At 37.1% G+C, this 20,577-nt stretch carries 20 protein-coding genes; 15 read left to right on the forward strand and 5 right to left on the reverse strand.

What is annotated here, in order from left to right:
* The first annotated feature begins 19 nt into the window (after positions 1-19).
* From C0430_RS00615 to C0430_RS00665, 11 genes are all read left to right on the forward strand, one after another.
* Complete coding sequence (locus C0430_RS00615) at positions 20-820, forward strand: NTP transferase domain-containing protein (protein WP_290864340.1); 801 nt, start codon at positions 20-22, stop codon at positions 818-820.
* An 11-nt stretch (positions 821-831) separates the two neighbouring features.
* Positions 832-1,950, forward strand: coding sequence for a HesA/MoeB/ThiF family protein (locus C0430_RS00620; RefSeq protein WP_290864342.1), 1,119 nt, complete (start codon positions 832-834; stop codon positions 1,948-1,950).
* A gap of 6 nt (positions 1,951-1,956) precedes the next feature.
* On the forward strand, positions 1,957-2,403 hold the full coding sequence (locus tag C0430_RS00625) for a molybdenum cofactor biosynthesis protein MoaE (RefSeq protein WP_290864344.1): 447 nt from the start codon (positions 1,957-1,959) through the stop codon (positions 2,401-2,403).
* A gap of 57 nt (positions 2,404-2,460) precedes the next feature.
* On the forward strand, positions 2,461-3,372 hold the full coding sequence (gene moaCB / locus C0430_RS00630) for a bifunctional molybdenum cofactor biosynthesis protein MoaC/MoaB (protein ID WP_290864346.1): 912 nt from the start codon (positions 2,461-2,463) through the stop codon (positions 3,370-3,372).
* A 348-nt stretch (positions 3,373-3,720) separates the two neighbouring features.
* Positions 3,721-4,773 (forward strand): multiheme c-type cytochrome, encoded by a 1,053-nt coding sequence (locus C0430_RS00635; protein ID WP_290864348.1) that lies wholly within the window; start codon positions 3,721-3,723, stop codon positions 4,771-4,773.
* A 190-nt stretch (positions 4,774-4,963) separates the two neighbouring features.
* The gene (locus tag C0430_RS00640) at positions 4,964-5,347 is read left to right on the forward strand and encodes a cytochrome c (protein ID WP_290864350.1); all 384 of its coding nucleotides are present in this window, start codon (positions 4,964-4,966) and stop codon (positions 5,345-5,347) included.
* Between the two features lie 16 nt (positions 5,348-5,363).
* Positions 5,364-6,227: a DUF5777 family beta-barrel protein gene (locus tag C0430_RS00645; RefSeq protein WP_290864352.1), complete on the forward strand. Its 864-nt coding sequence runs from the start codon at positions 5,364-5,366 to the stop codon at positions 6,225-6,227.
* A 339-nt stretch (positions 6,228-6,566) separates the two neighbouring features.
* Positions 6,567-7,502 carry a 4Fe-4S dicluster domain-containing protein gene (locus tag C0430_RS00650; protein ID WP_290864354.1) on the forward strand — a complete coding sequence of 312 codons (936 nt, stop codon included), beginning with the start codon at positions 6,567-6,569 and terminating at the stop codon, positions 7,500-7,502.
* A gap of 19 nt (positions 7,503-7,521) precedes the next feature.
* Positions 7,522-8,901, forward strand: a complete 1,380-nt coding sequence (gene nrfD / locus C0430_RS00655) for an NrfD/PsrC family molybdoenzyme membrane anchor subunit (protein WP_290864356.1) — start codon at positions 7,522-7,524, stop codon at positions 8,899-8,901.
* A gap of 7 nt (positions 8,902-8,908) precedes the next feature.
* Entirely contained in the window at positions 8,909-9,460 is a 552-nt protein-coding gene (locus C0430_RS00660; RefSeq protein WP_290864358.1) for a hypothetical protein, read from the forward strand.
* Positions 9,461-9,500: 40 nt separating this feature from the next.
* Positions 9,501-9,905, forward strand: coding sequence for a cytochrome c (locus C0430_RS00665; protein ID WP_290864360.1), 405 nt, complete (start codon positions 9,501-9,503; stop codon positions 9,903-9,905).
* 368 nt (positions 9,906-10,273) lie between these two features.
* On the opposite strand, the gene C0430_RS00670 is transcribed toward C0430_RS00665, so the two are convergent.
* From C0430_RS00670 to C0430_RS00685, 4 genes are all read right to left on the reverse strand, one after another.
* Positions 10,274-11,116 carry a DUF2911 domain-containing protein gene (locus C0430_RS00670; protein ID WP_290864362.1) on the reverse strand — a complete coding sequence of 281 codons (843 nt, stop codon included), beginning with the start codon at positions 11,114-11,116 and terminating at the stop codon, positions 10,274-10,276.
* A 73-nt stretch (positions 11,117-11,189) separates the two neighbouring features.
* The gene (locus tag C0430_RS00675; protein ID WP_290864364.1) at positions 11,190-11,843 is read right to left on the reverse strand and encodes an HAD family phosphatase; all 654 of its coding nucleotides are present in this window, start codon (positions 11,841-11,843) and stop codon (positions 11,190-11,192) included.
* 103 nt (positions 11,844-11,946) lie between these two features.
* Positions 11,947-12,474: an HAD family hydrolase gene (locus C0430_RS00680; RefSeq protein ID WP_290864366.1), complete on the reverse strand. Its 528-nt coding sequence runs from the start codon at positions 12,472-12,474 to the stop codon at positions 11,947-11,949.
* Entirely contained in the window at positions 12,458-13,219 is a 762-nt protein-coding gene (locus C0430_RS00685; RefSeq protein ID WP_290864368.1) for a Rossmann-like and DUF2520 domain-containing protein, read from the reverse strand. Before C0430_RS00685 ends, C0430_RS00680 begins: the two co-directional genes overlap by 17 nt.
* A 185-nt stretch (positions 13,220-13,404) precedes the next feature.
* Here C0430_RS00685 and ccsA point away from each other — a divergent pair, with 185 nt between their 5' ends.
* Entirely contained in the window at positions 13,405-16,539 is a 3,135-nt protein-coding gene (gene ccsA / locus C0430_RS00690; protein ID WP_290864370.1) for a cytochrome c biogenesis protein CcsA, read from the forward strand.
* Between the two features lie 62 nt (positions 16,540-16,601).
* Here the strand turns inward: ccsA and C0430_RS00695 are convergent, their stop codons facing one another.
* Complete coding sequence (locus tag C0430_RS00695) at positions 16,602-17,768, reverse strand: AraC family transcriptional regulator (protein ID WP_290864372.1); 1,167 nt, start codon at positions 17,766-17,768, stop codon at positions 16,602-16,604.
* A 318-nt stretch (positions 17,769-18,086) separates the two neighbouring features.
* Between C0430_RS00695 and C0430_RS00700 the strand changes: the two genes are divergently transcribed.
* The 3 genes from C0430_RS00700 to C0430_RS00710 form a co-directional block, all read left to right on the forward strand.
* Complete coding sequence (locus C0430_RS00700; protein ID WP_290864374.1) at positions 18,087-18,569, forward strand: T9SS type A sorting domain-containing protein; 483 nt, start codon at positions 18,087-18,089, stop codon at positions 18,567-18,569.
* Positions 18,566-19,186, forward strand: coding sequence for a hypothetical protein (locus C0430_RS00705; protein ID WP_290864376.1), 621 nt, complete (start codon positions 18,566-18,568; stop codon positions 19,184-19,186). Before C0430_RS00700 ends, C0430_RS00705 begins: the two co-directional genes overlap by 4 nt.
* A 2-nt stretch (positions 19,187-19,188) precedes the next feature.
* Positions 19,189-20,577, forward strand: a 1,389-nt coding sequence (locus tag C0430_RS00710) for a hypothetical protein (protein WP_290864377.1), incomplete at its 3' end; no start/stop codon positions are given.

Here is a 20,577-nt window from a genome sequence, read left to right on the forward strand (position 1 = left end):
GGATACTCAAACGAAACCTATGAACGCCTATATTCTTGCAGGTGGAAAAAGCTCCAGAATGGGCACTGATAAAGGCTTGACTCTCTTTGAAGGAAAAGCCATGATCCTGCATGTCATCGAACAATTGCAAGCTGTTTTCAATAAATTGGTTATTGTTTCCAATAATCCCGAATATGAAAAATTTGGATTGGAAGTGATTCCTGATTTGATAAAAGATATTGGTCCCGCTGGTGGAATTTACACCGCTTTGAAGCATTCGAAATCCAAATTGAATTTTATGGTGAGTTGTGACATGCCTTTTATTACCAAAGAAGCAATTGAATTTACTGTAAAAAATGTTGATAAAAACCAAATCGTTTTATTGGAAAATCAAGGAAAATTAGAACCCTTGTTTGGAATATATTCTAAAGATTGCGAAGCCGTTTGGTTGGAACTCATTCATCAAAATACCGTTAAATTACAGAAAATGGTTGCGTGCTTCGAGTTAAAAATCATTCCTGTTGAAAACAATGAAATTTTTAACGCGTCTTTTTTCAAAAACATCAATACAAAAGAGGACTTTGACAACGCTTCAAACAAATTTAAAATGGAAATAAACATACTTGCCTTTGGACAAATTACCGATATAACGGGTAAATCAGCATGGAAAATGACTGGAATAAAAGACACGGACGAGTTGGTGAAAAACTTGCACGAACAATTTCCCGCATTGTCCAGAACTCGCTATTCTATTGCCGTAAACAAAAAATTGGTACAAGAAAACAAGGTATTTACCGAGAATGACACAATAGCTTTACTTCCACCATTTTCTGGCGGATAAAATAATATAATATGGATTCAAATAGATACAGGTACCAAAGACAAGTGCAACTCAAGGAAATTGGGGCAGTTGGCCAGGACAAAATTCGAAAAGCAAAAGTGTTGGTTATTGGCGCAGGCGGTTTAGGTTGTCCTGCCTTGCAATACCTTGCTGCTGCAGGAGTGGGGACGATTGGCATTGTCGATTTTGATGTGGTTGAAATTTCAAATCTGCAACGTCAAATACTGTATACCGTGGATGATTTAGGTCAATCAAAAGCAATCACGGCTGCCAAAAGGATGGAAGCGCTAAACCCGGAAATTACAATCCAATCCCATAATTTTCAATTGACCAATAAGAATGCGCTCGAGATTCTGGAAAATTACGATATTGTTATCGATGGTTCCGATAATTTTGCCACGCGATACCTCATTAATGACGCGTGCATGTTGCTTGATAAACCATTAATTTATGGCGCTGTTTTGCGTTTTGAAGGACAAATTGGCGTTTTCAATTTAGAAGACACAGAAACTCGTGTTAAAACCAATTATCGGGATTTATTTCCAAAACCACCCGATTCGACATCCGCAATTTCCTGTAATGACGTGGGTGTTTTGGGAGTAATTCCAGGAATTATTGGAACGATGCAAGCCACGGAAGCACTCAAAATCATTACTGGTGTTGGCAAACCATTGACAAATAAAATAATTTCATGCAACGCCCTGGAAAACACCTTTCATAATTTTGAAATTGTTCCAAGCACTAATCAATCCTTCGATTTTCCGAAAAGCAAAATGGCTTTTTTAGACTTCAATTACGATTGGATGTGCACCCCAAATGTGAATTTTGACATGCTTTCTGTCGAAGAATTTGATATTCTCAGAATAAACGAAAAAATCACCATTGTTGATGTGCGTGAAAAAGGGGAACTTCCCTTAGTGGAGGAATTTCCCGTTGTATTGATTCCATTGAGTGAATTTGAAAATTTGGTTTCGACCATTTCCCAGGAGTACAAAATAATATTTTTTTGCAAATCGGGTCAACGCAGCCTAAAAGCCTTAAAATTATTCAAAGAAAAATTCCCTGATTGTCAAGCTTACAGTTTAACTGGAGGCATCGAATATTGGAAAAATAACAAGTATAAAATATAACTACTCATGAAGGAGAAAAAAAAGCACAATGTGTTTGTCAATGGGCCTATAACGCCTGATTTTATTGCCAACAGCATTGCCAAACACAGCTCAAAAACAGACATTGGAGCACACGACATCTTTTTGGGACAAGTCCGAAGCGACATAATTGATAAAAAAACAGTGGTGGCCATCAACTATGAAGCCTATCAAGAAATGGCGGATGATCTTTTTTACGAGATACGCGAAGCCGCGTTTTCAAAATACAATTTAGTGTGCATGCACATTTATCACAGCCTTGGAGTGGTAAAAACGGGTGAAATTTGCCTCTTTGTATTTGTGTCATCCAAACACCGCAAAGAAGCTTTTGATGCCTGTAAAGACATTGTGGAACAAATAAAAGCGATGACACCAGTTTGGGGCAAAGAAATTTTTGAAGATGATTCGTATGTCTGGAAGGAGAATCAATCTTGAAACCCCAACGTTTAAAACCGTTGGCTATAAAATAATTAATATTTAAATTACAAAATAATGGTCGATATAACATTCAAATCGAATACCCTTCGCGTCGCAAATGCGCAAGCCATAGTAAAAGTCAGTAAAAAAGAGACAATCGATGCCATTGTAAACAAAACGGTTCCCAAAGGAGATGTTTTCGAAATGGCCAAAACTGCAGGACTCTTTGCCGTAAAACGCACCAGTGACATGATTCCGGATTGTCATCCAATTCCAGTTGAATTTACGGCCGTGAGTTATGATATAAAGGAGTTGGAAATTACCATAGGAGTGGAAGTGCATACCATTTATAAAACAGGAGTGGAAGTGGAGGCGATGCACGGCGCATCAGTGGTTGCGCTTACCATGTATGACATGTTGAAGCCTATCGACAAAGAAATCGAAATTCATTCCATCAAATTGTTGGAAAAAAAAGGGGGCAAATCTGATTTTACGGATAAATTTCGCACGGATTTAAAAGCTGCCGTAATTGTTTGTTCGGACAGTATTTCGGCTGGAAAGAAATTCGACAGAGCTGGAAAGGCCATAATCCAAAAATTAGAATTTTGCAAAGTGGGCATCACCGATTATTCCATCATTCCTGACGATATTGTAGGAATTCAAGAAAAAGTTTTGGACTTGCATGCACAAAACATAGACCTTGTTATACTGACCGGAGGCACAGGGCTTTCGCCAAGGGACAACTCACCCGAAGCGATAAAACCTCTTTTGGACAGGGAAATACCTGGAATTATGGAAGCGGCACGCCATTATGGCCAAGATCGCACACCGTTCTCAATGTTATCACGCGGAATCGCCGGAATGAAAGGCAAAACACTTATCATGACATTACCGGGTTCTACCAAAGGAGCACAGGAATCCATGGACGCATTATTTCCTTCTCTTTTACACATTTTTAGGGTTGTTGAGGGGAAACAACACGATTAAAAAATAGTTAGTTTTTTTATATAATTATTCTTTCAAACTTAATTTTTTGTTCTTTTTTCGTGAGTATAAAATAGGATAAAAACATCTTTTTTACACTGATTTTTGTTAAAAAAATAGATTTTAAAAAGGTTTTTACAAATAAAACTAGATTTTATATGTTTTTTAGTTGAATTTTAATGAATTCTTAGATTTATCGCTAATTTTTAAAAATATGATAATTGTCAGTTAAATTTTTTAGTTCATTTTATAAATTTAACATCATAAGAATAAGTTAAAATATAGTTAAAAAAAACCAAATACAAATCAAATAAATTAAACAAAAAAATTATGAAAACAGTCAAACAAATTATGTTAGTTGTTTTAGGACTTCTTTTTTTCGCCTTGCAGGGATGTTCTCACGACGACTATATTCCTGTTCCAGGTCCAGCTGGTGCTGATGGCACAAATGGCACAAATGGTATTAACGGAACTACAGAATGTGCTACTTGTCACTCTAAAGCACATACAGACCCAGTTAATATTTCTTATGCTTTGTCTGTTCATGCTATTGAAACGTTACATGAAACTACAAATGCAAGTGGCGCCACAATTACTCTAAAGACTTCAGAATACACTAACAGAACTGGTTGTACCCAGTGTCATACCAGTCAAGGTTATATTGACAAATTGAATGGTGATGTTCAAAAAACGGGAACAGGAACTGCGTTAGGTTTTCCTGCTTATCCTGGAGGCAAACAAGCAATCTCTTGTACAACTTGCCACAATAAACATTCTAGTTTTGATTTTAAAAATGATGGTAATGATTATGCCCTTAGACAAGGTTTTACACCAGTTGCTTTAGATACAGACCCAACCTACAAAATGGATATGGGTACAAGTAATACCTGTGTTAACTGTCACCAATCAAGAAGTTTGCCTCCAACATCAGGAGACGTAAAATTAAGTAGTCGTTTTGGTCCTCACCATGGTCCACAATCTTCATTATTAGAAGGTATTCAAGGAGCTTTAATTGTTGGAACTACTCCTTATCCAGCTCCAAAATCTGCTAAACATAGATCAGGTGCTTCTTGTGTGACTTGTCACATGGGTAAAACTTCTGACGGTAAAAACGGTGCGCACACTTGGCATCCAACTCCAAATGCTTGTACTACTTGTCATACAGGAGGTGCGCCAGCTGCTGTTGCTGGTTTTGCAGCTGACATGGCAACATTACAAGGTTTATTGGTAGCAAAAGGAGCTTACAATGCTACCACAAAAGCTTTCACTACAAATACTGTTCCTATTAAAGTTGCCCAAGCTGCTTGGAATTATGCCATGTTGCTGGAAGATAGAAGTAATGGAGTTCATAATCCAACTTATGCAAAAGCCTTGTTGAAAAACTCAATCGAAGCTTTACAATAAAATTATAAAATCAACACCTCTGGAACTTTGTCCAGGGGTTGTTGATTTGAAAAACTAATTATCCTGAACACTTTAATTTGGTGCGGTATTCTTTAGTAATTCAGCGATTGCTTACGGAATTTTAAATCTTTTGACAATGAAAATTGTTGAATGACTATTTACGGCAATTATTCAATTTAAAAATAAAAAGATGAAAAAAATAATTCAATATTTAATGATGCTAATGGTGAGTTTGATGGCAACATCTTGTTACTATGACGAAATGCCGCCAGAAGCCGTCATCCCGATTCCAGAAACGGTTTCTTACTCAAAAGATGTCCAGCCTTTGTGGAATCAAGATTGTATCAGTTGTCATAAGCCAGGCGCAACGGCACCTGATTTGACTACGGCAAATTCTTACAGTGCATTAGTGACAAACAATAAATATGTTATTCCGGGAAATGCTGTTGGTAGTAAACTACACAAATCTCTTGTTGCCGATGGCGTATCTCTAATGCCAACCACCGAAAAATGGAGTGATTCAAAAATTGCTTTGGTAGACAAATGGATTACTGATGGTGCCCTTAATAACTAACTATAAATAGAAAGTCATGAAATTATATAAAAAAATATTTATAGCCGTGTTTGCTTTTCCAATGGTGTTATTGGCACAGGAACAAAAAGATACTATTGCTGCCGTTGAGGAAGACAGTATTGCACCAGTGGTAGAAGTAGAATTGGAGCGTGCCGCTTTTGAAAGCACTTCATTAATAGAAAATCAAACGAATAGGGTTTACTCCAAAGGAACCATAGAAATGATCATGAATCACCGTTTTGGCGTTGTCAGCGGAACCAATGACTTGATTGGGATTTGGGCACCGTCCAATATTCGTATAGCGGTAAATTACTCCATCACGGATCGTATTACTGTTGGTTTTGGAACTACAAAGGACAATAGATTGCAGGATTTTAGTCTTAAAGTTGCTTTATTGAGGCAAACGGTTAATGGAAAAATGCCTGTGAGTGTCACTTATTATGGAAATGCCAGCATCAATGCAATGCCCAAAGAGAATTTCTATCACACCTCTGACCGTCATTCTTTTTTTAACCAAATCATTATTGCAAAACGATTCTGCAAAGCATTTTCATTACAACTAGCACCAAGTTATTCTCATTACAACGTTGTTGACGCTCCAATGAGTAATGATTTGTTTGCCGTTGAATTAGGCGGTCGTCTAAAAGTGGCTTCAGATATTTCCATCCTTTTTGATGTGAATCAGCCTTTTACTTCACAAGAAATTGCTCCTAAATCTGGTATTTCCATTGGAACCGAGTTTTCAACTGTTGGGCATTCCTTCCAGATTTTTGTGAGTAATTATCGAGGAATCATAAATCAACAAAACAACATGTTCAATCAAAATGATTTTTTCGAAGGCGATTTTGCCATTGGATTTAACATTTCCAGAACCTGGTAATATTTTAAAAAGCCATTTGTGTAAAAAACTACAAATGTTTTTCCAATAAATTTAAATTAGAAGAAGAGGATTCTCGTTCCAATTAGTATGAGTTTATCCTCTTTTTTTTGGATAGGGAAAACAAAGAAGTCTTTTTGAAATCATTGGTCGTAAAGCCTTGATTTAATTGGGATTGAACTGTGTGAAAATAGAAAAATTAGGGTTAAAATAATTTTTAAGTATGATAAATATCATTGAAATTTAGCCACAAAATTCTGAAATTTACAAGGCAATTAAGCCAACTTATTTTAAATAAGTGTAATGCATTTTGTGATTAATTTCTAAAAGCAATATAACAATATGGAAAAAGAAAATAACAATTCAAGCCGCCGTAATTTCCTAAGGCTAGGTGCTTTGGGAGGGATAGCCTTGGCAGGAACTGCAATTGCTAAAGCAGTTACTGATGAAAGTCCAAAAACTACTGGCAAAAAAGTCAAAGTTCTTACTGCTGATGGAAAATTAATAGAAATAGACAGTTCTCACGTTGATCACCATGCCTCAAATGACGGCTTCTCCAGTGAAGAAGTGCGACAAGGTGTTGAAGGTAAGAAATTTATAAGGGTTATTGATTTGGCCAAATGTGCCAACGAAAGAAAATGCATAACAGGATGTCAAAAAGCACATAATATTTTGGCTCCCATCGAGTATATCAAGGTAAAGAAAATGCAGGATTCAGAGCTTGCGGCTCCTTATTGGTTTCCTACAATGTGCTACCATTGCGACAATCCTCCATGCGTAAAAGTATGTCCGGTTGACGCCACCTTTAAACGTTCTGACGGAATAGTTGCCATGGATTACGATCGATGCATTGGTTGCAAATTCTGTATGGCAGCTTGTCCATATTCTGCCCGTACGTTCAACTTTGGAAGACCCGAACAATTAAAATTTACCGAAGAGCATAAAAACGATACTTCAGATCCAAACCACTGTACAACTCCTTATGCACAAGAAGGAACTGTTGCAAAATGTGATTTCTGTACGGATCGTTCTGCAAAAGGATTATTGCCTGCATGTGTTGTCGAATGTCCAAATGGCGCCATATATCACGGTGACGAACTTGAAGACGTGGTTAGTAATGGTGAAGAAACCCTTAGATTGAAAAAACTATTGCAAGACAGGGCTGGATATCGTCAATTTGAAGAATTGGGAACTAAACCCCGCGTCTATTATTTGCCGCCTGTAGAACGTGATTTCCCGTTTGAAGATGCAGCCGAAGCACAAAACACAAAAGAATAATCTTTAAAACAGTAAAATTATGTCTGAAGATATAAATATCACGGAATCTACCAATAAACACGAGACCTTTACCCAAGAAGAGTATATGGTCATGAAAAATGACCTGCTCCGTCCCATCGAAAAAATTGGAAAAGCCGGTAAAATATGGATTGCATTCCTCATAACCGTTTTCTTGGCCGGAATTTTTGCTTATTACATACAAGAAACAAGAGGAAAATATACAACTATTAGCCTAAGAGATTATACAATGTGGGGAATTTACATTTCCAACTTTTTGTTTATGGTTGCCATAGGTTTAGTGGGTGTGTTGATGTCGGCCATACTGAAACTCACCCATTTTGAATGGTACCGGCCTCTTTCCAGAATAGCAGAAGTTATCGCCATTGGCGCCATAATGTTTGCCGGAATAAGCATCGTTGTAGCTATGGGGCGACCTGACAGGCTGTATAATTTGCTTTTGCACGGACGTATTCAATCCCCGATTGTATGGGATGTTATCGGAATTTCGACTGATTTGGCAGCCAGTCTTATTTTACTTTTTATTCCGCTAATTCCTTCATTGATAACGTGTAGGAACAATTTGAAAAACTTGCCAAAATGGCAATTGAAAATGTACAATTTTCTTTCCTTTGGATGGCAAGGAACGCCGGAACAATGGAAAATATTGAAAAAAACAATGAGGATTTTGACCATCTTGCTAATTCCTCTGGGTATTTTAATTTGTACCATTACGGCATGGTTATTTGCCACGACCCTCAGACCGGAATGGGACAGTACTAATTTTGGTGCCTATTTTGTTTCAAATGCCTTTTTGTTGAGTGTGGCCGTAATGACTTTATCCACTTTTATTTTTAGAAATGCATACAACTTGGAAAAATACTTGACCGAACTGCATTTTGATAAATTGGGCAAAGCAATGGTATTAATGGCTTTAATTCACGGTTATTTCAACATAAACGAATACTTGATTCCAGCTTATAAAATGTCCGGCTTGCATCAAAATCATCTCTTGAACTTATTCGTGGGCAAAGATGCTTTGTTTTATTGGTCTGTGGTGATTTTTGGAATTATAGTTCCTTTTTTGTTGCCATTGTTTCCCAAATTGCGAAAACCAATTCCTCTGACCATAATTTCGGTTATCGTATTGATAGCGGGTTGGTTTAGACTTTATTTAGTGGTTATTCCAGGATTATTGCAACCTTATCTTCCTATACAGGATGTTCCTGAATCGTGGACACATTACTTCCCAAGTTTGGTCGAAATGACTATCGTGGCAGCAACTTTTGCCGGTGTATTATTGATAGTGACCTTGTTCTCGAGGTTTTTCCCAATCGTTTCTGTTTGGGAAGTAGCCGAAGGCCAATTGGAAGGAAAAGAAGAAATAATTAACTATAAATAATTCCCAGATGGAAAAGTACAACTATTTTATAGCCACCTGCATGATGATTTTGTTCTCCTTGACAACTTCTAATGCCCAAGATAAAGAAGCCAAAATCACCTTGACTTTTGAAAAAGCGGATTCACTCTATGTGTGTAAAGCTTTGGTAACTTCTGATGGAATTCCGGTAAGCGAAGTACCCGTAAATTTATCAGTGAAACGCTTGTTTAGTAACCTCCCAATAGGTGATCCTGTGGCAACAGATTCCATTGGCGTGGCCACTTTTGAAGTGCCACAAGATATTCCTTCACGTAATGGAAAATTAATTATATTTGCTAATATAGTTGATGATGAGAACTATATGAACACTGAAACTAGCGGAACAGTCAATTGGGGTATGGTTGTTGTTAGTGATAACTCAAATATAGAAGACCGTTCCATTTCCGCAGGAAGAGATAAAGCTCCCATTTATTTTATAACGGCATCTCTTTTGATTATTTTCTTGATATGGGGAACTTTATTTTATGCAGTATTGCAAGTATTTAAGATAAAACGATTAGGCAAAGCAAACATCGAATAACAATTTAAAAACAACAATTAAAATTAAAACTATGAAAAACATGAAAAAAATCCTTTTTGGGCTAGCTGTTTTGGCTGCCTTTACATTCACTCAAACTACTAATGCACAAGCAAAACCAAAAGGAAAAGAATGGAAAACTCCTGCGGCTGACGCCAAAAAGAAAAGTCCCATAAATTTGAGTGATGCTTCTGCCATTAGTGCAGGAAAATCACTTTGGGGAACCAATTGCAAGTCTTGTCACGGTGTGAAAGGTCTTGGAGATGGAACAAAAGCGGAAAAAATTGATATTTCTTGCGGTGATTTCTCTTCAAAAGAATTTCAATCATCTTCTGATGGAGATATGTTTTACAAAACAAAAATTGGTAGAAAACCAATGCCTTCTTACAAAGAAAAACTGAGCGATTCAGAAATTTGGCAATTAGTGGCCTACATGAGAACGATGTAAAAATATTTTTTAAATTTATGATAAAAAAAGGGTTTGAGCAATCAAACCCTTTTTTTGTGTGAATTTAGAAAACAACACTTTGCCACTGAAGTTGAAATTGCTGGATATGAATAATCAAAATTCTTTAGGATGCTATTCTTTGATGAAGGCGATAAACTTCAAGAGGCAATTTTGTTTCCCGATTTCTTCGTGTCAAAATACCGGGTTGAGTAGTAAGGTTCAGTCCTAAATTATTTTGTCAAATCGAGCGCAGTCGAGATGTTCTATATGATAAATTATAATTGATTAAATATATCCGCCCAAAAATCAGAATAAAAAAAATCCTGTTAGCCTTGACCAACAGGATTCATTTTATAATTTTGGAGTTCTTATTTACTCCACTCGGCAATACTGTCTTTGTTCATTTTTACATAGTCTTGATTTTTGGCTGCTTCAGCACCGGCAAGGGATATTTTTGCAGTTTCTATGGCTCCTTTTTTGTCGCCATTTTTGGCTTGGATCAATGACTTTAAACGATAATAATAAAAAGGTTTGTCTTTGCTCATTTCTAAAGCTTTGTTGCTGTAAATCAAGGCTTTTGAGATGTCTCCATTGGACTGGAATAAATATTGTGCCGATGCATAATAATCGCCGGCAGTGGGTCCAGCCAAAGCTTTGTCTATGCTCGCCATTGCTGTTTTTTGTGTTGGAACTTCAAACTTGATGGCCACCAATGTTTTTTCCCAAGATATTTCTAAATGGGCATAATTATGGTCCAGATTGTTGATGCCAATGGTAAGACTTTCTACATTTCTGCCCAACATTTCAGGTTTGGCATTGGTTCTCAAGGCTACTTTTGTTTCGTCCCAAGTTTCAGGATTTCCCCAATTATTGGTGTCCGAATAGAAAACTATTTCCCAATTGTCGGCTCTTGGAGTTGTGTACAAAGCATATTTTCCTTTAGGCAATGTTTTTCCGTCTATAACGACATCGTCACTAAACGTGATTGTGGTGTTCTCGTTGGCTCCAGTTCTCCATAATTTTCCAAAAGGAACCAGATTGTTGAATACATCTCTCCCTTTTGCACTTGGTCTTGAATAAACGATTTCCACATTGGTCAAACCAACAACCTGGGTTGTTGTGGATTTAGGACTTGCCTGTGGCGTCTTTACTTGGGCTTCAATGGCGAAATTTGCAATCATCATTGCAAATACAAAAATTATTTTATTCATGGTTTAGGATTTAGATTTTTTCAAAATTACAAATTCAAGTATTCAAAAATGTTAATTTTTCCCTAATTTGAAATTAATACCCTGAGATTAATTCAAAATTCAACTCGTCAAAATGATTTACCACTAGGTCTGCCAAAGACAAATCTTGTAGTTTTGAATTTTTGCTGTTGTATCCCACACAAAAAATACCGGCAGCTTTTGCCGCTTTGACACCGTTGGTGCTGTCTTCTATGATGATGCAATTTTCTTTTGGTGCAACAGATAAACTGGCGGCATATTCGAAAATGGCCGGATGAGGTTTCGAATTGGGGAAATCCTCTCCACTGACAATATGGGTAAAATATTGATGCAAATTGAAACGATTGAATACGCGTTCAATGGTCACTTTTGCCGCCGAGGAAGCCAATATCAATTGCATGCCGTTTCGGTGTAAATCCTGGATTAATTTCTCGACACCTTCTATTAGATACAAATCTTCCTTGTTGTCAAAAGCATCATTGAAAATTGTGCGCTTCCTCTGGATCAAATCCTCGACTTCAAGGTCAATAGGAAAAATTTCTTTCAGTTTTTGAAACGTGTTTCGGGTTGAATTGCCCATGAATGAAGTAAACATTTCCTCGGAAACAGCAATGTTTAATTCGGCGAAATGTTGAAAATAAGCATAACTGTGAACGGGTTCCGTATCCACGATTACGCCATCCATGTCAAATATTACGGTTTGTGTCATTTATAGGTATTAAGAAATTAGAATTGAGATGAAAGTAATTAGACAAAGTTTTTAGAACTGAAGTTCACTGAACACTAAAAACGGATTACTGGACATTGAAAAATTAATCCAGTTTTCCGTCAAAATACATCGTCCATTTTCCTTGTACTTTCATTACTTGTTCGATGACTTCGCGCACGGCTCCTTTTCCGCCATTTTTATGCGAAATATAACGGGATATCACTTTGATTTCTTGGCTTGCATCTTGCGGACAAGTAGGCAATCCCACGAGTTTCATCACGTGATAATCAGGAATGTCGTCCCCCATGTACAAAACTTGCCCAGGTTCAATATTGTAAAGTTCAATGTATTCTTTAAAGGTTTCTACTTTGTCCGGTGTGCCAAGATGAATGTCGGTTATGCCCAGATTTCGCAATCGCACCCGAACGCCTTCGTTGCTGCCTCCTGAAATGATGCACACATTGTAACCGCTTTCCACGGCTGCTTTCATCGCAAAACCATCACGAATATTCATCGTTCTCAGAATTTCGCCTTCATTGGTCACAAAAACGGAACTATCGGTCAGTACGCCATCGACATCAAAGACAAATGTGGTGATGTCATTCATTATTTCTTTATAACTTCTTGCCATTGTTTTGTATGGATTGTGTTAGTGTTTTATATATGTTTTTTTGATTTTCGTCCGATAAAAAAGCCAAATGACTCGCAATGGTTTGCTTGTCGTTTCGAATTGCAGGACCTGTTTGGGCTTCTTTCGGCGAAAGCGTCATCACCTTGTTTGCCGTTTCCCGGATTAATGGTTTCAAAACTTCAAAAGGCACTTTGTTTTCAAGGCAAATTTCATTGCCAATCTGGTACAGGTGATTCACGAAATTATTGACAAAAACCGCGGAGACATGCAATGCTTTTCGCTGCTCGGAATTGATTTTGTAAACTTTTTGGGAAACATTTTCGGCTAGATTTTCCAGTAATTTAAAATCGCTTTCATTTTCGCTTTCCAAAAAAATGGGGATTTGGCTAAAATCGACTTCGGCCTTTTTAGAAAAAGTTTGTAAGGGATAAAAACTTCCTTTTCGGTTCTTTTGGTCCAAAGCGTCTAGGGGAACACTTCCGGAAGTATGCACCACAAGCCTGTTTTCAAAAGGCAATTGCGAAGACACGGTTGCAATGGCATCATCGGAAACGGCGATGATGTAAACATCGGCTGCTGCCAAATCGTTCAAATTATTTGTGATTTTATCCGAATCGAGTAGGGAAGTCAAGGCTTCTTTTTGTCGGGAAAACACTTGCGTCACATCGATTTTTTTGCTTTTGGCGAAAGCTTTTATCAAATGTTGGGCAACATTTCCGGAACCGATTAGTGCTACTTTAATCATTTGGCAAAATTAGCAAAAAAAGTCAAAACTAGTGCATTGTATTTGCAATGATGCTGAAAAGTAAATTCCCGATAAAATAAATTCCTGAAGCCTTAATTTTGGATTAAATTAACAAGTTTGCCAATCTGAAACTCAACAATTTTATTTACTTTTGTAACACTTTATAAAAACGTAAATTCTTACAGATGAACAATAAATTAATCTCTTTTTTATTTTCAACCCGATTGATGGCCATCCTTTTCCTGACTTTTGCAATAGCAATGGGTACCGGAACTTTTATCGAAAGCAAATACAATACAGACACGGCCCGAATTTGGGTTTACAATGCCTGGTGGTTTGAGGGAATTATGTTGGTCTTCATGATAAACTTTATGGGAAACATCAAGCGCTATAATTTATTGAGAAAAGAAAAATGGGCAACGCTTATGCTGCATTTGGCTTTTATATTCATAATTGCAGGAGCATTCATCACGCGTTACATCAGTTACGAGGGAATGATGCCCATTCGCGAAGGAGAAACCGAAAACATATTTTATTCTGATAAAATGTACCTCACGGTTTTTGTTGATGGCGAATATAAAGGAGAGATGAGACGCAGGATTTTCGAAAAACCGTTACTGCTTTCGCCTGTTACCAATAATAATTTTTCTATTTCGGAGAAGTTTGATGAGACCAATTTTGAAGTGAATTATGAAAATTTCATCATGGGAGCCAAAGAAGTCATCAAACCGGAGGCCAAGGGAAGTTTGTATCTAAAATTAGTCGAAGCCGGCGAAGGTGGACGTGAAGAACATTTCTTGAAAGAAGGAGAAGTGCAAAACATTCACAACACGCTTTTTGCGTTGAATAAACTTACGCCAGGAGCCATAAATATTACCATGACGGATAGTATTTCAACCATTCAAACCCCATTTGAAGGACAGTTTATGCGAATGGCAGACAAATTGCAAGGCAAAGTAACCAAAGATATTGTGCAACCTTTAATGATGCGTTCTTTGTATTCCATTGGTGACATGCGATTCGTGTTTCCGGAACCCGCCACCAAAGGAGTTATTGGTTACGAGTCTAATAATGATTTCAAGGCCAAAGGCGGCAGTGATGCTTTAATTGTAAAATTAACCGCCGAGGGACAAGAAAAAACAATTACGTTGGTAGGAACAAAAGGTAGGGTAGGTGAGCCAAAATCCATAAAAATTGGAAACTTGGATTACACCTTTCACTACGGGAATAAAGTGTACACCTTGCCTTTCAGCATCAAGTTGAATGATTTTATAGCCCAGAAATATCCAGGAACCGAAAAAAGTTTTTCTTCGTTTGAAAGCCAGGTTACGGTTCGAGACAAAACAGAAGTTTTTGATTATAAAATATTCATGAATCATATTTTAGACCATGATGGATACCGATTTTTTCAATCCTCGTTCGATCCAGATGAAAAAGGAACTGTTTTATCCGTAAGTCATGATTATTGGGGAACAATGACAACTTATTTTGGTTATTTTATGTTATACTTTGCCTTGATGGCGATTATGTTTACCAAACATTCTCGTTTTGCCGATTTGAAACGTAAATTGGATGTCGTGAAAAATAAAAAGAATGCGTTAATGACATTGTTGGTGCTGTCTATGAGTTTTGGTGCTTTTGCCCAAAATCACGGCGCCCAGTTTTTGTCCAATAAACAATTGGATTCCATTATCGAAAAACGAAAAGTTCCCGAAGCACATGCAGCCCGATTCGGAAGGCTGATTGTTCAGGATGCGGGAGGCAGGATGAAACCCATCAACACCTTCTCTTCAGAATTGTTGCGAAAAGTAAGCCATGAAAACACATACAAAGGAATGAATTCCGATCAAGTGTTTTTGTCCATGACACAAGGAGGAAACATCTGGATTCAAATCCCGATGATTTACATCAAAAAAGGAAACGACAGTATTCGCAAGATTATCGGGATTGATGCCGATAAAAAATTTGCTTCCTTTATTGACTTTTTTGACAATACGGGTACGTATAAATTGTCGTCATATTTAGATGCGGCATACAAAAGTGCAAATCCAAACCAATTTGAAAAGGATTTTATCGAAACTGATAAAAAAGTGAATTTGATGGAAGCGGCCTTGAGCGGAAGCATCTTGAAGATTTTCCCGATTCCCAATGATGTCAACAACAAATGGGTTTCTTATCCAGAATTGTCAAATGCCGGCTTAAAAGGGATGGAAGCTAGTTACACACAAAATATTCTTCCGTTGTATTTTAGCGCTTTGGAAAAAGCATCGACTACCAATGACTACAAACCAGCAGATGAATTATTGGAAAGCATCAACGGGTTCCAGAAAAAATTTGGAAGTAAAGTGCGACCAAGTGAAGAAAAAATCACTTCAGAAATCCTGTATAACGAATATGACGTGTTTCAAAAATTACCTTTTTGGTACATGTATGCATCGATATTGATGCTCTTTTTTACCATCATGCAAATATTCAAGGAAAGAAAATCGTTGAATGTCTTGGTCAATACGATGCACGTTGTCATCGGTTTGCTTTTTGCCTTGCACACTATCGGTTTGATTGCCCGTTGGTACATTTCGGGTCACGCACCTTGGAGCAATGCTTATGAATCGATAATTTACGTGGCTTGGGCAACGATGTTTTTCGGATTGGCTTTCGACCGAAAATCCAAATTGACCGTGGCTTCTTCTGCTTTTGTGTCTGCGATGATATTGTCGGCGGCCTACATGAACTGGATTGACCCGGAAATAGGGAATTTGCAACCCGTTCTTAATTCATATTGGTTAATGATTCACGTGGCGATTATCGTGGCAAGTTACGGGCCATTTGCGCTGGGAATGATTTTAGGGACTGTTTCTCTGCTATTGATTTTGTTTACCAATGAAAAAAACAAAGCAAAGATGGAATTGAACATAAAAGAAACATCCTACATCAACGAAATGGCGTTAACCATTGGTTTGATAATGCTTACCATTGGAAATTTCCTGGGCGGACAATGGGCGAACGAAAGTTGGGGCCGTTACTGGGGTTGGGATCCAAAAGAGACTTGGGCACTGATTAGCATCATGGTTTATGCTTTTGTGATTCACGCTCGTTTTGTTCCTGCTTTGAGAGGGAAATGGTTTTTTAACCTGATGAGTATTTTTGCATTCATATCCATCTTGTTTACTTATTTTGGCGTGAATTTCCATTTGGTTGGATTGCATTCTTATGCCAGTGGCGAAGCCCATTCATTGAGCTGGATATGGCAGTCACTCGGAGCAATCACTTTGTTGGGGGCTATCACGTATCCAAAATATAGAAAATATTACAAGAAATAAGGGTATGCATATTTCTGGAAAAAAAAAGGTTCAACGGCAATGTTGAACCTTTTTTTGTTGGATTAAATCGCTCTTTTATCGCTCTTGCAAAATTCATTTGGCGAAGAGCCTGAAATTTCCTTGAAACTGGTAAAAAACGTATTGTATGAAGGAAATCCAACTTTTTTGGATAAATAATCCAACGTATTCTCTTTCAGGTAGTCTTCTTCTATGAGGGTAATTGCATCTTGAATTCGAATCACTTTCTTGTATTCAGAAAATGAAATAGTCGAATGGTATTTAAATAAATAGGAAATATGACTTTTGGGCGCATTCAACTTATTGGCTAAATCTGTCATTGTTATCGTTGGGTCCCTAAATATTTTGTCAGTCATTGAGATTTTTTCAATTGATTCCATGTAGGTCAAAACAAGAGGTGCAATTTTTTCTTTTAATTGAAGGTGTTGCGCATTATTTATTTGAATTTTTGGATTTATGTTCCAAACGGAATTTAAAAATAAGTTTCTATTCCTGTTTTCATCAATTTTTTTGTGGAGCATGTCATATCCATAAAGTATCTCTGGAGAAGATAATATTTTGAATAAAACGATAAGCCAAATTAAGGCCGAAATCCATTGATAACTAAAGCCTTTTATGTTGCGACCAAAATTAATTTCTAAAAACAAGGATCCAATAAGGCGGACTGCCAAAAATAGAATTGCAAAAAACAGAAAATATGTCCATTTTTTGTTCAATACATTTTGTTTCTTGACTACTTTGATTGTATTGTTTTCCTGCCAAATATTTCGCTTCAATAGCTTGTAATAACCAATGGTGTAATAGACCGCATAAAGAAAAAATATTGCGCCTAGTACATAAATTGTTCTTTCGTTGTTGATTTTTAATGAGTTAAGATACAGTATGAAAATAAAAAAGGATACCGGAAATATAAAATGAAGCAATTCTTTCTTTTGGAATCTTTTATCAGTGTCGGATAATTTTTTGAAATACAAATAAAAAAGAGGAATTATTATCAAGGCAAAATTGGAATATCTCGAGCAAAAGGACTTGAATGATTCGTCTTCCGTAAAATGTACCAAACCCATTAAAAAATAACGAATCGAAACGGTTATGATTATTAAAATAATATAAACATTCATCGCACTGTTAAGTTTATTGTTTTTTAAAATTAATCCTACAGTGGCAAAGCCTATTAATCCCGTGATTAGAACAATTAGATTTAATATCATTATAAAATTATTAGATGTTTTTTAGCAAGGACCATATTGCAAATAGTTGAAAACATAAGTCCCAAATACTTATTATTTGCAATAGTACTTTAAAGCAAATAGTTCTATCAGCAGCTTACCGATAAGTTAAAATATTTTCTTCATGGCTTAATATTGCTGCTGTTGCCGTCGTTTTTTTTATTTCTAAAAAAATGGTTTCAGCAAAATCAGACTTACTAAAAACCGAAAACTTGTTATTGAAAATTATAATTTATGGCCATTGGAACTGTCAATCGATGAACGGCACAATTAAAAAGTTACTCTTGCAAAAAAAAAGATATGAAGTACCTATTATTGCTTTTTACAATAACTTTTCACGGGCAAACATTACACCATCAAATGCTCTCATCCCAGGGTTTGTCCACTAAAACGACCAATGGTTTACTTGTGAAACAAACTGTGGGCCAGCAAGGTATAACAGGAAGTTCAACGAACAAAGACTATGTTGTCATTCAAGGTTATCAGCAAAGTTTGTGGGCTAAATACATCGCATCCAACAAAATTGATGCCGTCGAAGGAATCAACGCGATAGCCTATCCCAACCCATTCACGCAAACTATTAATTTTCAATTTTCAAAACCGGTTACGGATGACATCACCGTATCAATTTTTGACATATTGGGACGTCTGGTTCATGAACAAAAGAAAAAAATCGACAATACTATTTTGACTATTGATTTAGGAAGATTGCCCACTTCTGAATATCTAGTGCGACTATACACGAACAACCTCAATTATTACACTAAAATTATCAAACAATGATTAAAAACTACCTACTATTCGTCATGCTGATGATGTCTTTTCAGTTATTTTCCCAAGAAGCCTATTTTTTGGCCGGGAGCAACATTACCAAGTTTACTTTTAAAAGTTCAGAAGGCATCATGACCACGCCATTGCAAAGCGGCACGGGTTCCAGTTATGAAATGGGATATTCAAGCCCTTTAAAAGACCAAAAAATCGTCTATGATGTCAGTGTCACATTGAATGATTACAATGCCGTGGCTGGTTCTCCGGCAAATAGTTATAAATGGGAAACAAAATATCTTGGTATTCAAAATGCCCTAAGTTTTAATTTTCCAATTTCAAATAATTTTCAATTGCGGTTAAATGGAGGTATAAACCTTTCCACGATAATTTATGGCAAGCAAACTGTCGATGGAGTTGTTTACGATGTAATGGGGCAAGATGAATTTTCAGCATTGCTGATTTCACCATTTATGGGCGCCCATACGAGATATAAATTAAATGACTTGGGCTATTTAAGCCTTGGATATAGTTTTTCAAAAAGCTTGAATCCATTCAATGTTTCCCCGGATAAACTGTCATTCAGCACCAATCAAATTCTATTCGGTATTCATTTTAATATCAACAATAAATAATTATGAAAAAGATAACTTTACTATTGCTTCTATTTGTTTCATCTGCCATTTATTCTCAAACAAACGGGATAACCTATCAAGCACTCATATTAAATCCCAATGGCGAAAAAGTGCCTGGGGTGAACAATGTTAGTGCTCCGTTGGCAAACAAAGACATTTGCTTGCAATTCACCATTATCGATGCTGCCTTTAAAACGGAATACCAAGAAACCATAAACATAAAAACCGATGAATTTGGTATGGTCAACACGATTATTGGCTCCGGAAGACAAACGGCAGGTTACGCCTTAAAATTTTCGGACATCTATTGGGATGTCAACAAAAAAAGTTTGAAAGTAGCATTGGATGTTAATGGCCAATGCTTGAATTTCATTGATATTAGTGAACAACTGCTCACTTATGTTCCTTTTGCTTTTTCTGCAAAAAACGCCGAAAACGTTACTGGCGTCGTTCCAATTGAAAATGGAGGAACAAATGCCATTACGGTTTTAGGTGCAAAGACGAATCTTGGCCTTGAAAACGTGGACAATACCAGCGATTTGGATAAGCCAATAAGCAACGCGACCCAACAAGCACTAAATGTAAAAGAAAATTTAGTCAATAAAAGTATTGACGTCACGGTTGACGGTATTTCGGATGAGAAATATCCAACGGTTAAAGCCGTAAAAACATATGTCGATGCAAATGCATCAATTGGTTCGGCTGCATTGGCTGCCGAAGTGGCGAGAGCAAAAAATGCGGAAAGCACATTAGAAACCAATTTGAATACGGAAATAAGCAGGGCGGTTGGAGCCGAAGCGACTAAAGAAGATTTGGTAAATAAAAGTTCAAGCGTAATTGTTGATGGAAATTCAGATGTAAAATACCCAACCGTAAAATCGGTTAAGAATTATGTCGATGACAATATGACAACTGGTGCCAATGCTTTGTCGCAAGAAGTTGCCCGGGCAATTGCTGCCGAAAAAAACATCGCGACAGAATTATCTGCCGAAATAACCACTCGCGCCACTGCAGATGCTAATCTGTTAATAGATATCGCCCAAGAAACTTCAAGAGCTACGGTAGCCGAAGCAACTCTAGCAACTAATTTGGCCGCCGAAACAACACGAGCTATAACAGCCGAAGCAACAAAAGAAGTTTTGGTAAACAAAAGCACGAGTATTGTGGCAGATGGAATTTCAGATACAAAATATCCTTCAGTAAGATCGGTTAAAACGTATGTTGATGCAACTGCTGCAACAGGATCGAATGCCTTGGCGGTGGAAACTGCCAGAGCCACTGCTGCCGAAAATACAATCGCTACCGATTTGGCTACAGAAACCTTGTCTCGTGTTTCCAGAGACAATGTGTTAACAAACAATCTTGCGGCAGAAGTAACCCGTGCCAAAGGA

The sequence above is a fragment of the Flavobacterium sp. genome (assembly GCF_013823965.1).
GTDB lineage: Bacteria > Bacteroidota > Bacteroidia > Flavobacteriales > Flavobacteriaceae > Flavobacterium.

Excerpts from the sequence above, each read along its gene's own strand:
- C0430_RS00695 (WP_290864372.1), bottom strand. The coding sequence starts at position 17,768 with ATGATATTAAATCTAATTGTTCTAATCACGGGATTAATAGGCTTTGCC.
- C0430_RS00675 (WP_290864364.1), bottom strand. The coding sequence starts at position 11,843 with ATGACACAAACCGTAATATTTGACATGGATGGCGTAATCGTGGATACG.
- ccsA (WP_290864370.1), top strand. The coding sequence starts at position 13,405 with ATGAACAATAAATTAATCTCTTTTTTATTTTCAACCCGATTGATGGCC.
- moaCB (WP_290864346.1), top strand. The coding sequence starts at position 2,461 with ATGGTCGATATAACATTCAAATCGAATACCCTTCGCGTCGCAAATGCG.
- C0430_RS00625 (WP_290864344.1), top strand. The coding sequence starts at position 1,957 with ATGAAGGAGAAAAAAAAGCACAATGTGTTTGTCAATGGGCCTATAACG.
- C0430_RS00645 (WP_290864352.1), top strand. The coding sequence starts at position 5,364 with ATGAAATTATATAAAAAAATATTTATAGCCGTGTTTGCTTTTCCAATG.
- C0430_RS00615 (WP_290864340.1), top strand. The coding sequence starts at position 20 with ATGAACGCCTATATTCTTGCAGGTGGAAAAAGCTCCAGAATGGGCACT.
- C0430_RS00680 (WP_290864366.1), bottom strand. The coding sequence starts at position 12,474 with ATGGCAAGAAGTTATAAAGAAATAATGAATGACATCACCACATTTGTC.
- C0430_RS00620 (WP_290864342.1), top strand. The coding sequence starts at position 832 with ATGGATTCAAATAGATACAGGTACCAAAGACAAGTGCAACTCAAGGAA.
- C0430_RS00635 (WP_290864348.1), top strand. The coding sequence starts at position 3,721 with ATGTTAGTTGTTTTAGGACTTCTTTTTTTCGCCTTGCAGGGATGTTCT.
- C0430_RS00650 (WP_290864354.1), top strand. The coding sequence starts at position 6,567 with ATGGAAAAAGAAAATAACAATTCAAGCCGCCGTAATTTCCTAAGGCTA.
- C0430_RS00665 (WP_290864360.1), top strand. The coding sequence starts at position 9,501 with ATGAAAAAAATCCTTTTTGGGCTAGCTGTTTTGGCTGCCTTTACATTC.
- nrfD (WP_290864356.1), top strand. The coding sequence starts at position 7,522 with ATGTCTGAAGATATAAATATCACGGAATCTACCAATAAACACGAGACC.
- C0430_RS00640 (WP_290864350.1), top strand. The coding sequence starts at position 4,964 with ATGAAAAAAATAATTCAATATTTAATGATGCTAATGGTGAGTTTGATG.
- C0430_RS00670 (WP_290864362.1), bottom strand. The coding sequence starts at position 11,116 with ATGAATAAAATAATTTTTGTATTTGCAATGATGATTGCAAATTTCGCC.
- C0430_RS00660 (WP_290864358.1), top strand. The coding sequence starts at position 8,909 with ATGGAAAAGTACAACTATTTTATAGCCACCTGCATGATGATTTTGTTC.
- C0430_RS00685 (WP_290864368.1), bottom strand. The coding sequence starts at position 13,219 with ATGATTAAAGTAGCACTAATCGGTTCCGGAAATGTTGCCCAACATTTG.
- C0430_RS00705 (WP_290864376.1), top strand. The coding sequence starts at position 18,566 with ATGATTAAAAACTACCTACTATTCGTCATGCTGATGATGTCTTTTCAG.
- C0430_RS00700 (WP_290864374.1), top strand. The coding sequence starts at position 18,087 with ATGAAGTACCTATTATTGCTTTTTACAATAACTTTTCACGGGCAAACA.